We start from the raw sequence: 13,092 nt of genomic DNA, 5'->3' as shown, positions 1-13,092 counted from the left end.
ATAGTTATCAAAAAAAATGCAAGCCGGAGAAACCATTTTACGGGATATTATACAAGGAGAAAAACAGTATATTATTCCCCTATTTCAACGCCCTTATAGTTGGGGAAAACCTCAATGGGAACAACTTTGGAATGATATTATTGAATTATGGGAAAGTGACTCTAATTCACCGCATTTTTTTGGCTCGATTGTGACAATGCAAATAGAGTCTTCTCCCGAAGGAGTAAGCAAGTTTTTATTAATCGACGGGCAACAAAGATTAACAACTATATTAATACTTTTATGCACTCTTAGAGATCAAGCAGAAATAAATAATAACAAAAATCTTGGTAAAGAAATTAATGATAAATATTTGATTAATGCCTATGAAGAAGGAGAAAATCTTTATAAACTTTTACCTACTCAAATAGATAGACATTTTTTTTATCAAATTATTAATCAAAATAAATTTGAGGATAAGCAATCTAAACAGGGTATTTATGAATGTTATCAATTTTTTATTCGTAAAATTAAAAGATTTCCTGATAATGATTATAAAAAATTAATTAGTATTATTGGCGGTTGTTTAATCGTTATAAGCATTGTTTTAGGAAAAGATGATAATCCCTATTTAGTCTTTGAAAGTTTAAATGCAAAAGGGCAACCTTTAACCCAAGCTGATTTAATTCGTAATTATTTATTCATGGGTATTCAAGGTAATAAACAAGATAAAATTTATGAGCAATATTGGCTACCAATGCAAAATTTGTTACAAGATAATTTAACAGATTTTATGAGGCATTATTTAACAAAAAAAGGAAAAGATGTTAAGATAAATCAGGTATATTTTGAATTAAAAGAACAAGCAATTAAAGATAATGTTAGTGATTATCTTAAAGATATTTATAAATTTGCTAATTATTATGCTATTTTTCTTAATCCAGAGCGAGAAAATAATCTTCAAGTTAGGAAATATTTAAACAGAATTAAAAGCCTAGATATAAAAACTGTCTATCCTTTTTTATTAAATTGTTATGACGATTGGCAACAGAATAAGTTAACAGAAATAGATTTTATTGATATTTGTAAAATTATTGAAAATTTTATTATCAGGCGCTTTGTTTGTAATGTACAAACGAGGGGATTAAATCGTATTTTTGCCCTTTTATATAGTCAAGTTAGTAAAAATATTGACTTAGAAAATATTAAGTTTTTAGAAGAATTAAAAAGACATTTACAAACTCAAGATTATCCTCAAGATGATGAATTTAGTGAGAATATAAAAAAGGTTAAATTATATGGTAGTAATCGCACAGAAAAAGCTCGATTAATCTTAGAATCCATCGAAGAATTTTTTGGGCATAAAGAAATAGTATCTTTTGAAAATCTTACCATTGAGCATATTATGCCTCAGAAATTAAATGAATGGTGGAAAAATCATCTAGGAGAAGATTACGAAATAACCCATGATTTGTTATTGCATTCTTTAGGAAATTTAACCTTAACTGCCTATAACTCCGAATTGTCTAATGATACTTTTACGAATAAACAAAGAGAATTAAACAATAGTCATTTAGAAGTTAATAAATATTTTCAAAATGTGGATAGTTGGCGTAGGGAAAATATCGAAAATCGAGGAGAGGAATTAGCTAATATTGCTTTAGAAATTTGGCATTATTTTGGGGATAAAAATTATAAAGGAAAGGTGAGAAAAGGTGTCACGGGAAGTATTCCTAAGAGTTTAAATTTTTTTGAGGAGGAATATTCTGTTAAAACTTGGAGAGATGTTTTAGAGATAACTTTAAATACAATTGCGGAAGTAGAAACAGAAAAATTTGAGGAATTATTATTAACATTTCCTCGTTTTCTCTCGAAAAATAAAGGGGATTTACGATCGACTCGTCAATTAAAAAATGGTATTTTTGTAGAAGTGTCATTATCGGCACAAGATATTTATTCTTTTTGTCAAAAAATCCTTGAAAATGGTGATTTATCAAGGGAAGATTGGCAAATAAATCTTGAAGACTAAAAAAAGAATATGTTGCAAGTCAAACAAGTTTGTCAACAATTAAATATTAATGCTCAAACAATCTACTATTATGAACGTATTGGGTTAATTTCTCCTCAACGTAGCGAGTCGGGTTATCGTCTTTTTTCCTCTGAAGATATGGAAAATTTATATTTTATTCTCCAAGTTAAATTATTAGGGTTAACCCTTGAGGAAATTAAAGAATTATTAAATCTGAAAAAGGGTCGATCGCTCTCCTGCCAAGTGGTATATGATCAATTAAAAGGCAAAATAGCGGAAATTGAGGACAAAATTCGACAATTAGAAGGATTAAAAAGTGAATTAATGCCTTTATTAAAACAATGCGAAGTTAATCTTCATAATCCTAATCCTGATCATCAATGTCAAGTGTTAAATGTAAATAATTAGGGGTTGCTGAAAAAGTATTTTGATGAAGGTAGGCAAAAGGCAAGAGTTTTAGAGTTATTATACCATTCATTTTTTTAAAAAACGATTTAACTATATTCATTTCTGCCAAAAAAAATTTTATTTATCCCTTGACTTTATACCCAAGTATAGAGTTTATCATCAAGATAGTTAAACTAAAAAACACTATTACTCTATGTTAAAGAATATCAGAGAACATCTTGCTATAGGTTCGATCGTAGATACAGATAAACTCCAAGAAATCCATCAACAAGGTTATCACACTATCATTGACTTATGTACGGAGAGAGAAGGTAACTTATTAGATGAAAAAGCCATGACAGATTTAGGGTTTAAATATCTTAATATCCCTGTATCTCCCCAAAATATTAATATGGATACCCTGAATAATATTAAAGAAGCCATTAACTGCACCCCTCAGTATGTATATATCCGTTGTGCATCGGGATTACGAGCAGGAGTAATGACACTATTGACGGTAGCGGATGAAGAAAATTGGACACAAGAGCAATACCAAGCTGAATTTGCTAAGTTGGAATTACAACATAAAGAAAATTGCCCATTGAAAGATTTTACTGAAAATTATTTTACTCAACAATAATCAGGAGAAAAAGCCATGACACTTAAACTAGAAATTTTAGGCACAGGTTGCAAAAAATGTCAACAATTAGAATCTAATGCTAAAAATGCCGTTGAGAATCTTAACCTTACCGCCGACATTAACCATATCACCGATTCGATCGAAATTGCTACCCGTGGAGTGATGTCAACTCCTGCCTTAGCTATCAATGGCAAAGTTGTCAGTAAAGGGAAAGTGTTAACCCCCGAACAAATTGAAACATTGCTAAAATAACAATGTAGGGCGATGCACCGCCCACCAAGATTAATTCTAAACTCATTTGTAGTGCCTTAAGTTATAAAACTTTAATAAAAGGCTAAAGCCTTCACTACAAACCTAATCATAAAAAGGTTAAAAATTATGTTTGATTTATTTTATCCCTTTGATTGGTTATCAACTCAAATAGTTACAAAATTATTAGGTTTATCTGTCGAATCACCTTTAGGGGGAAGTTTACACTTTTTCTTTTATGATGTGCCGAAAGTCTTAACTTTATTAGTGGTAATTAGCTTTGTTGTCGGCACTTTTCAAAGTTTTTTAGAAGCCGAAAAAGTTAGAATTTATTTAGAAGGAAAACGCAAATTAAGTGGTAATATTTTAGCGGCAATCTTAGGGGCAATTACTCCATTTTGTTCTTGTTCTGCTGTACCTTTATTTATCGGTTTTATCAAGGCTGGAATACCTTTAGGAATTACCTTTTCTTACTTAATTTCTGCCCCGATGGTGGATGCAGTAGCGGTATTTTTACTCTTAGCTTTATTTGGTTTAAAAGTTACTTTATTTTACATCATTTTTGGGGTTACATTAGCAGTAATTTCAGGTTATATAATTGGCTTATTAAAACTAGAAAAATGGGTTGAATCTTTCATCTGGGAAATGAAAAGACAATCAGCTGATAATGAAAAAATAGATGAATTAGACATCATTGAAGCTGAAAAAATAACATGGAATGAGCGGTTTAAAATTGGTTATTTTCAATCTAGTGAAATTCTTAAATCTGTTTGGCTTTATGTGGTAATTGGTATTGCTATTGGTGCGGGGATTCACGGCTATTTACCCACTGAATTTATAAGTCAATGGATAGGAGGAAATAATCCTTTTGCTGTGCCTATTGCAGTGTTATTTGGAGTGCCCCTTTATACCAATATTGCTGGAGTTTTACCTATTGCTTCCGCCTTATTTGCTAAAGGTATGCCCATCGGCACAGTTTTATCTTTTACGATGGCAGTAACGGCTCTTTCTTTACCACAAATGATTATTTTACGCAAGGTTTTAAAACCTAAATTATTAGCTATTTTTATTAGTTTAACGACTTTTGGAATTATTTGCGTTGGTTATTTATTTAATGCAGTTTTAGTCTAAAAAAATTTATGTAAAAGAAAAAAATGATCCGTGTACAGAATATAATACATTTTAGTTTGTCTTTTGATTGATCATTTACTTTTCTTCAATTTCTGATTCATCATCTAATTCTTGACGATATTCTTCTATATAAGTTAATACTTTATCAAAATCTCGATCGTCTTTATATTTTCCTGCAAGTTTTAACCAAGGATTATGGATAGCTTTTGATGATTTTTCTTGATTTAAAAAGTCTATTTTTTCCATTACCGCAGAAAGAATAAACTCTTTCGTAGAAATACCTTGATTGATTGCATATTTTTCTACTTCTTCTAACAATGTTTTTGGTAATCTAAATGAGTCTATTAGCATGATCATCCATTAACAATTTTAATTATTATTACATTGTGACTATTCTAAGTAAAATCTTGATAATTAGGTAGAGTTCGATCGATAATTCTACAATAAAAATCGATAATTCTACAATAAAAGATGATGTTTTGTTGGGTTACGCCTTCGCTAACCCAACCTACTTTATGGGATAATTAGGTAGAGTTCGATCGACTATCTTACCATGTCTAATCAAAGTTCGATCGAACTGAGGACGAGATAACAATTCACTAAAATAACGAGCTTTAAAAATGATAAAATCCGCAGGATAATTAACACCTATTCTGCCGAATTGAGGTAATGCCATTAAATCCGCAGGAGTTTGAGACACTGAAGCAATCCAATCACTATAGGGAGTGTCTAAATGGGCAATTCTCACCGACTGATTCCACACCTCTAACATATCATGATCACCGAAAGCGAAAAAAGGATCACGACAATTATCACTAGCAAAGGCAACTTTAACACCAGCTTCTTTTAATTCCTTTACTCTCGTTACCCCTCGCCAAGAAGGAGTTATATTTTCCTGTCTATCCTGCAAATATAAGTTACACATAGGCAAACTAACGATGTTGATGTTGGCTTCCCTCACAAGGTTAATGGTTTTATGTACTACTCCTTGCGGTTGTACAGATAGACTACAGCAATGTCCGCAAAGGATATTATTAGTAAAATTAGTTTTAAGCGCAGTTTTAGCGATTTTTTGCAGACAAACTGAATACATATCGCCATTTTCGTCAGCATGAAAGTCTAAATCAAGATTTCTTTCCTTGGCTAATTGAAAAATATTTTCTAGTTGCCTGTCGATGTCGGGATTCATATAGGCAACTCCCCCCAAAACTCCTCCGACTTCTGCTATTTTATCCGCTAGTTTGACACCCTCCTCCGTGAGAAAAGAATCTAAACCCACTAAAGACACCCCTTGCAAGGTTATCTTATCTCGCCATTCCTCCCTCAACTGTTGCCATACTCTTAAACTAATGTCGGCTTGGGTATCATGACAATCTAAATGGGTTCTAAGTGCGATCGTACCATGAGCATAACTGCATTGTAAACCGAAACTCATTCTTTTATATAAATCTTCCTCATCCCATTTAATACTATCCTGTTTCACCATTTCTAAAGCAGTGTCGAAATCTCCTTGTAAGTTGGGAGTTCGATCGACAATATGCCCTTTATCAAGGTGAGTGTGAATATCCACAAAACAGGGTAAAAGGATACCTTTATGTAAATCAATACCGATGGTATCAGGAGAGGAGGGAATAATTTGAGTGATTTTGCCTTCCTGAATTTGTATATCACACAGAGACAAATTTTCTCTTGTGTTAGGAAGAAAACCCTCCTCGACAATTAAACAAGTGGGAATATGGGCATTTTTTAACCAATAGCCTTGAGAATCCGTCATTTTTTTTGATGTAATCTATTTTTCATAACAATTATATTTTAATTTTATTAAAAGTATTTCAGTTAATTTTTTATTACGTTAATCTTAGTATTGCAAGTACATTTATTTATTTTCTTCTTTAAGATTTAGTTTTAAAATTCGATCGAAATAGTTATTGTACATATTTATCTGGTAATGGTATCATTATTATCAGAAATAATCTAATTAATAAGTAAATTTAGTACTTAACATGGTACAATCTATTCATGGATGATCAAAATTTAATTTTAACAGTTATTTTTTATCGATCAGAAAATAATAAAGAACCTGTTAGAGAATGGTTAAAAAACCTATCTCAAGAAGAAAAAAAGCTCATAGGTGAGGCGATTAAAACTGTACAATTTTCTTATCCTATTGGAATGCCATTAGTGAGAAAAATATATCCTGATTTATGGGAGGTGAGAATTAATTTAAAAAATAAAATTGCTAGGGTTTTCTTTAGTATTCAAAATCAGTCAATGATTCTATTACATGGTTTTATTAAAAAGTCACAAAAGACACCTAATAAAGAATTAAAAATAGCTCAAATAAGACTTAAAAATTTACAAGAATAAATAATTATGAATAATCAGTATCTAGGCAGTAATTTTGATAATTTCTTAGAAGAAGAAGGTTTATTAGTTGAAGTAGAAGCGACGGCGATAAAGAAAATAATTGCCTATCAAATTGAACAAGAAATGAATAAATTAGGTTGGACAAAAACTGAAATGGCAAAAAAAATGAATACTAGCCGTTCATCTTTAGAGCATTTATTAGATCCTCAAAATGCTTCTATTAATCTACAAACTATAACTAAAGCAACGTCCACATTAGGAAAAAAATTGAGAATCGAATTAATCTAAAAAATGTTCATAATAACTTAATCAATGGGTAAGTTTTAATATGGATCATTTTTAATCAATAATTGGAAACTAATTAAGCAGTTCGATCGTCCTTAAATAAAGTTATATCTTAATAAATATTATGTGGAAAAAACTCTTAAAATCGAAATTTTTATTACTCACGTTTTGCTCCATTTTTTTAGTAAATTTTATTGGTAATATTCCTCAATTAATTACCACAGGAAAATTTTTAAATCCAGTATTTGCTCAATCAGCACCCTTAAATATTATTAGTCAAGGAAAAACCGTTTTAATTAATCAAAAAACTGTTAATCTTCCTTGGATACAGTGGCAAGAAAATAATGTTATTCATACAGGAGTTAGTGATATGAATGCCGAAGCTATTTTAGGCTTAGAATTAATGAGTACAAGTAGCCCAGAAAAACAACCTGTTAAATGGTTTAATTATCATGACATTTTACCTGCTAAATTTATTAATCCTTTTCGTTATTTAGATATAACTAATCTAACTAAAATTACTGCACTAGAAATTAATAAGAATAACAATATCTTAGAGCTAAATTTACCATCTAGTCAAGTAAACAAAGTCTATGAAGTGCCAGAAAATCAAGGTAAAAAAATTATTATTGAGTTAGATAAGCCTAGTTTTTTTCAAGTTAGTCAAGGAAAAGATCAAGCAATTATTACTATAAATGCTCAAGCTAGTTCGGCTTTATTTGATACAATTAAACCGTTTAAGCCCTTAGATACTTCTGGATTACAAGAGGAAGAAGGTGACGAAATAAGAGAGGATAAATCACCGCCTAAAAATAATTTATTTACTGTAACTAATCCCGACAATAAAACTTTAGTTAATATCACTTTACCCGTGGGAAATAATATTAAAGTTACTTCCGCTAATCCTAGTCTTTTGTTAGTGGAAATAAAACCTTATGCTATCAATCCTCGTGATATTAGTTGGAATAATGATCTATTTTTTAGCAGAAAATATATTAATTTAAACAATAATCAAGACTCTTTTTTAGTATCTTCTCTAATGTTTAATTTAAAGAGTTTTAATGTGGATTTACAACCAATTTTACCTAATAATAATACTGTAATTGGCACTGCACCCCTCAAAACTACCGCCCAAAATTCGGAAGCGATGGCGGCTATTAATGCAGGATTTTTTAACCGTAATAATCAGTTACCTTTAGGCGCGATTAAAAACCGTAATAATTGGTTATCAAGCCCTATTTTAAATCGTGGGGTGATGGCATGGAATGATATGGGGGAGGTACAATTCGATCGAGTTATGGTAGAAGAAATTATTACTACAGATAAGGGCGATCGATTTATTAACAGTTACATTAATAGCGGTTATATTCAAGCTGGAGTAGCCCGTTATACCAATAGTTGGGGAAACAATTACACAACCCTCAGCGATAACGAAATTCTGGTGATGGTGGAAAATAACACCGTCAAGGATAAGATTATGGCGAGGAAAGCAGGAGAAGATTCCTTGACAATTCCACCGAGAAACTATCTATTAGTATTTAGAAGTGCCAAGACTTTAGGGGATAAAATCAATATAAATGACCAAATTACCCTAAATACTGGCACTATTCCCGCAAATTTTGCTAATTATCCTTATATTATCGGTGCTGGGCCTCTTTTGCTCTTAAATAATCAAATTGTCTTAAACGGTGAAGCGGAAAAATTCAGTAAAGCCTTTAATACCCAAAAAGCCTCTCGCAGTGCCATCGCCGTGGATAATCAAGGTAGAATGTTGTTAGTAGCAGTGCATAATCGAGTTGGTGGTAATGGTGCTACTTTAGCGGAATTTGCTCAATTATTGCAAAGAATGGGTGCTGTATCCGCATTAAATTTAGACGGTGGCAGTTCAACACAAATGTATCTTGGCGGTGAAATTGTCGATCGATCGTCCGCAACCGCCGCCAGAGTTCATAATGGTATTGGGGTGTTTTATCGTCAAAAATAATGGCTCTTCTACTTTCAGTATGATAAAGTATGTTTAAAAAAAGGTTTCAGGTGTTAGGTTAAAGAATTTACAAAAAATATATCTTAATTGATTTTCTAATGACAATAATTTATTTGATTTAACTTTTAATTTATGGAAAACTTAAACAAAATGAGTATTGCCTGTTTGCACTTGCCATAAACTGTTATAAATTCCTCGTTTTTCTAACAATTCTTCATGTTTTCCTGATTCCACAATTTTGCCTTTTTCTACCACATAAATACAGTCAGCGTGACGGATAGTTGACAATCGATGCGCAATCATAATAGTAGTACGATTTTCTGTAATATGTTCTAAAGATTTTGCGATCGCAGCCTCTGTTTCATTATCTACGGCGGAGGTAGCTTCATCAAGGATGAGAATGGGGGGATTTTTGAGAATTGCCCTAGCAATGGATAGTCTTTGACGTTGCCCTCCTGAAAGTTTTTGACCTCTTTCCCCCACGATCGTATCATACTGTTGAGGTAACTCCATGATAAAATCATGGGCTTCTGCCATTTTAGCGGAGTGAATAATGTCATTTTCGGTGGCGTTGGGATTACCATAGGCGATATTTTCCCTAACACTACCGTGAAATAAAAATACATCTTGACTGACTAAACCAATGGCACGGCGTAAGTCGTACAGTACAATATCTTTAAGATTGATACCGTCAAGGGTGATGTTTCCCGACTGAATCTCATAGAATCGCAACAATAACTTAACTATAGTGCTTTTTCCTGAACCTGTCGAACCGACAATGGCAACAGTGGAAGTGGCAGGAATCTTCAAGTTAAAATTTTCAATGACTGGCTCTCGATCGAAATAGGCAAAACTGATATTATTAAACTCAATCTCCCCTTTTACCCTATCAAAAGGTAAAGGCAAATCTCCCGAATGAATCGTCATAGGAGTATCTAAAACATCCATAACCCTTGCTGTGGAAGCCATCGCCCGTTGATATAAGTCGAGGGTTTGCCCTAAACGAGTGAGAGGCCAAAGTAATCTTTGTGTCATAAAAACCAGTACACTATAAGTACCCACCGTCAAGTTACCTTTTTCGACTTCCATGCCTCCAAAAAGCAATATTCCCGTAAATCCTGCCAAAATAATAAATCGAATCAATGGCACAAAAGCCGCACTGAGTACGATCGCTCTTTGATTACTTTGTAGATACGCTTCACTATCTTTGCGGATGCGTTCAATTTCATATTGTTCTGTGGTAAAACTTTTAATAGTAGTAATACCCATCAAATTATTAGCTAGGCGACTATTCAACAAACTAACTTTTTCCCTAACTTCCGCATAACGAGGGGTTAACAGTTTTTGAAATGCGATCGCACCCCAAATAATTATGGGAATAGGAATAATTGTCATCCATGCCGTATTCGGAGTCAAAAAGAAAAAAGCACCACTGATAACAACAACCGTAGTTAAAACCTGTAAAATTTCATTAGCGCCAACATCCAAAAACCTCTCTAACTGATTAATATCATCATTAAGAATTGCTAAAAGCCTTCCCGTGCTGTTATTTTCAAAATATTCTAACTCCAGATTTTGAATGTGACGATAGGCATTAAGACGTAAATCATTTTGCATATTTTGAGCAAGATTACGCCATAACCGCTCGTATGCGTACTCAAAAACCGATTCTAAAGTCCATATTAAAACCGATAATAAGGTTAAAACCAATAATTGATCAAAAACTTCCTTTATCCCAAATCTAGCGATAAAAGAGTCTTGTTTTTTCACTACAACATCCACTGCTGCCCCAATTAGCACGGGGGGAGCTAAATCAAATATTTTATTTAAAACCGAGCAAGTTACAGCTTGATTAATAGAAGTTTGATATTTATGGGAGTATTTCAGTAAACGGGATAAAGGATGAATAGTTTTAGATGCCATCTTGAAAATTAATTGAGAATTGAGAATTGAGAATTGAAAATTGAAAATTAATTATCTATTTTAAGTACTCATGCAAAATAGATTGTGAATTTTAAAATTAATTAAAATAACTTACATCTTTGTTGCCTCTTGCCTTTTGCCTTTTGCCTTTCATAAAGTAAACATACAATTAATTTTGCCTACTCACTTATTGTTATCATTACAAGATAAAAAAGCAATCTCTCTAAGCTATATTTTAACCCAGTAAGCTATAAAATTTTTGCTCAAAAAAAAGAGATAGAAAATAAGTAACAAATTATGAATAAATGATGTTGAATCAGTTATTAAATCTTCATTCTCCATTTTCCATTCTCCATTCTTAGGATGTTTTACCAAAAAAGTTACTTAAAAAACCAGATATAAGAGAAACTAAAATTGAGCCAAAAAGAGCAGCAAAAAAGCCCTTTACTTCAAAGTCAGGGGTAAAAGAAGCGACTAACCAAAAACACAAGGCATTGATAACAAAGAGGAATAAACCTAAACTGAGAATCGTTGCAGGAAGGGTGAATAAAATCAATAAAGGTTTCACAATGGCATTCACTAAACCAAAGACAAATGCACCAATTAACGCCGCTTGAGGGGTGGAAATCGTGATACCGGGGACAATTCGAGAAGTGACAATCATCGAAACAGCAGTAACAATGAGGGTGACAATAAATTCCATCATAACTATTTTTTCTCCAGAAGAAGTTATGGTTATAACTTAGCAGAAATGAGATTTAATTGACAAATTCTTGACCATTGTCCATTGATATTTAATAATAGATTAGAGTTTATTTATAGAGAAAATTCTATATTTTTTTTATTCACATTCTGTAAAAATGATCAACGGTTTTAGCCGTGACTATAAATTATTTAATCAAAAATTATGTTATCGATCGAAGCGATTTTAGAAGTTTTAAAACCCGTACAAGACCCCGAATTACAAAAAAGTCTGGTAGAATTAAACATGATCCGCAATGTAGCGGTAAAAGATGGTAATGTTAGTTTTACCTTAGTTTTAACCACTCCTGCTTGTCCATTACGAGAATTTATTAGGGAAGACTGCGAAAAAGCCGTCAAAACCTTAGAAGGGGTGGAGTCTGTCTCGATCGAGATTACAGCAGAAACTCCTCAACAAAAATCCTTACCCGATAGACAATCCGTAAATCAGGTTAAAAATATTATCGCCATTTCTAGCGGAAAAGGAGGGGTAGGAAAAAGTACTGTTTCCGTGAATGTTGCCGTTGCCTTAGCCTTAACAGGGGCAAAAGTAGGCTTATTAGACGCTGATATTTATGGACCTAATGCCCCCACCATGTTAGGTTTAAATGATGTACCGATCGAAGTAGAAAAGTCTCCTAGTGGTGACATCTTGCAACCTGCCTTCAATCATGGCATTAAAATGGTATCTATGGGATTCTTAATCGATCCTGATCAGCCTGTAATGTGGCGAGGACCTATGCTAAACGGTATTATACGCCAATTTTTGTATCAAGTCAACTGGGGAGAGTTAGACTACTTAATCGTTGATATGCCCCCCGGCACAGGAGATGCTCAATTAACCTTAGCACAAGCCGCTCCCCTTGCCGGTGCCGTCATCGTCACAACACCGCAAACCGTCTCTTTACAGGATGCGCGTAGAGGCTTAAAAATGTTTGAACAATTAGGCACAAATATTCTAGGGTTAGTGGAAAATATGAGTTACTTTATCCCTCCTGATATGCCTGATAAGAATTATGATCTATTTGGCTCTGGAGGTGGTGAAAAAGCCTCAAAAGAGTTAAATGTACCTTTATTGGGTTGTATTCCCCTAGAAATCTCCTTGAGAGAGGGAGGAGATAGCGGTATCCCCATTGTTATCGGTAATCCCGAATCTGCTAGTGCGATCGCCCTTACAAAAATAGCTCAAAACATTGCGGGAAAAGTCTCTGTCATGGCATTAAGATAAGGTTGAATGGAGAATGGAGAATGGAGAATGAAGAATTAAAAAATCATCAATTTTTCATTTTTCTTCCTCTTTTCCTCTCTTCTTACATAGAATCGGGGATAAACCTTGACAAATTTATGAACTGTTTGTTATATTAATAAATGTGCCAA

13 protein-coding genes are annotated in these 13,092 nt (G+C 32.8%); 9 read left to right on the top strand and 4 right to left on the bottom strand.

The genetic code is table 11. The features are described 5' to 3' along the window. Positions 1-16: 16 nt before the first annotated feature. The 5 genes from SYN6308_RS11850 to SYN6308_RS11830 all read left to right on the top strand — a co-directional run bounded on the left by SYN6308_RS11850 (position 17) and on the right by SYN6308_RS11830 (position 4,415). The gene (locus SYN6308_RS11850; RefSeq protein WP_017294658.1) at positions 17-2,008 is read left to right on the top strand and encodes a DUF262 domain-containing protein; all 1,992 of its coding nucleotides are present in this window, start codon (positions 17-19) and stop codon (positions 2,006-2,008) included. 9 nt (positions 2,009-2,017) lie between these two features. Then, positions 2,018-2,416, top strand: coding sequence for a MerR family transcriptional regulator (locus tag SYN6308_RS11845; protein WP_017294657.1), 399 nt, complete (start codon positions 2,018-2,020; stop codon positions 2,414-2,416). Positions 2,417-2,609: 193 nt separating this feature from the next. Next, positions 2,610-3,035: a beta-lactamase hydrolase domain-containing protein gene (locus tag SYN6308_RS11840; protein WP_017294656.1), complete on the top strand. Its 426-nt coding sequence runs from the start codon at positions 2,610-2,612 to the stop codon at positions 3,033-3,035. Positions 3,036-3,050: 15 nt separating this feature from the next. Beyond that, a complete protein-coding gene (locus tag SYN6308_RS11835) occupies positions 3,051-3,287 on the top strand; it encodes a thioredoxin family protein (RefSeq protein WP_017294655.1) in 237 nt (78 codons plus the stop codon). A 126-nt stretch (positions 3,288-3,413) separates the two neighbouring features. Beyond that, positions 3,414-4,415 carry a permease gene (locus tag SYN6308_RS11830; RefSeq protein WP_017294654.1) on the top strand — a complete coding sequence of 334 codons (1,002 nt, stop codon included), beginning with the start codon at positions 3,414-3,416 and terminating at the stop codon, positions 4,413-4,415. Between the two features lie 75 nt (positions 4,416-4,490). Here SYN6308_RS11830 and SYN6308_RS22360 read toward each other — a convergent pair whose 3' ends face one another. Together SYN6308_RS22360 and SYN6308_RS11820 are read right to left on the bottom strand one after the other, a co-directional pair. After that, positions 4,491-4,766, bottom strand: coding sequence for a hypothetical protein (locus SYN6308_RS22360; protein WP_017294653.1), 276 nt, complete (start codon positions 4,764-4,766; stop codon positions 4,491-4,493). Between the two features lie 157 nt (positions 4,767-4,923). After that, the gene (locus SYN6308_RS11820) at positions 4,924-6,189 is read right to left on the bottom strand and encodes a cytosine deaminase (protein WP_017294652.1); all 1,266 of its coding nucleotides are present in this window, start codon (positions 6,187-6,189) and stop codon (positions 4,924-4,926) included. A gap of 245 nt (positions 6,190-6,434) precedes the next feature. Between SYN6308_RS11820 and SYN6308_RS11815 the strand changes: the two genes are divergently transcribed. The 3 genes from SYN6308_RS11815 (at position 6,435) to SYN6308_RS11805 (ending at position 9,051) form a co-directional block, all read left to right on the top strand. After that, positions 6,435-6,782: a type II toxin-antitoxin system RelE/ParE family toxin gene (locus SYN6308_RS11815; protein WP_017294651.1), complete on the top strand. Its 348-nt coding sequence runs from the start codon at positions 6,435-6,437 to the stop codon at positions 6,780-6,782. Positions 6,783-6,788: 6 nt separating this feature from the next. After that, positions 6,789-7,070: an XRE family transcriptional regulator gene (locus SYN6308_RS11810; protein WP_017294650.1), complete on the top strand. Its 282-nt coding sequence runs from the start codon at positions 6,789-6,791 to the stop codon at positions 7,068-7,070. Between the two features lie 121 nt (positions 7,071-7,191). Continuing rightward, positions 7,192-9,051 carry a phosphodiester glycosidase family protein gene (locus SYN6308_RS11805; protein ID WP_017294649.1) on the top strand — a complete coding sequence of 620 codons (1,860 nt, stop codon included), beginning with the start codon at positions 7,192-7,194 and terminating at the stop codon, positions 9,049-9,051. 141 nt (positions 9,052-9,192) lie between these two features. Here SYN6308_RS11805 and SYN6308_RS11800 read toward each other — a convergent pair whose 3' ends face one another. Further along, on the bottom strand, positions 9,193-10,974 hold the full coding sequence (locus tag SYN6308_RS11800) for an ABC transporter ATP-binding protein (RefSeq protein ID WP_017294648.1): 1,782 nt from the start codon (positions 10,972-10,974) through the stop codon (positions 9,193-9,195). 358 nt (positions 10,975-11,332) lie between these two features. Then, positions 11,333-11,680 carry a phage holin family protein gene (locus tag SYN6308_RS11795; RefSeq protein WP_026102041.1) on the bottom strand — a complete coding sequence of 116 codons (348 nt, stop codon included), beginning with the start codon at positions 11,678-11,680 and terminating at the stop codon, positions 11,333-11,335. A gap of 201 nt (positions 11,681-11,881) precedes the next feature. Here SYN6308_RS11795 and SYN6308_RS11790 point away from each other — a divergent pair, with 201 nt between their 5' ends. After that, positions 11,882-12,943 carry an Mrp/NBP35 family ATP-binding protein gene (locus SYN6308_RS11790; protein ID WP_017294646.1) on the top strand — a complete coding sequence of 354 codons (1,062 nt, stop codon included), beginning with the start codon at positions 11,882-11,884 and terminating at the stop codon, positions 12,941-12,943. The last annotated feature ends 149 nt before the right edge of the window (positions 12,944-13,092 follow it).

It is taken from the genome of Geminocystis herdmanii PCC 6308, assembly GCF_000332235.1.
Taxonomy (GTDB): Bacteria; Cyanobacteriota; Cyanobacteriia; order Cyanobacteriales; family Cyanobacteriaceae; genus Geminocystis; species Geminocystis herdmanii.
The sequence above is the reverse complement of the archived record's forward strand: the minus strand, read 5'-3'. Positions and strand labels throughout refer to the sequence as shown.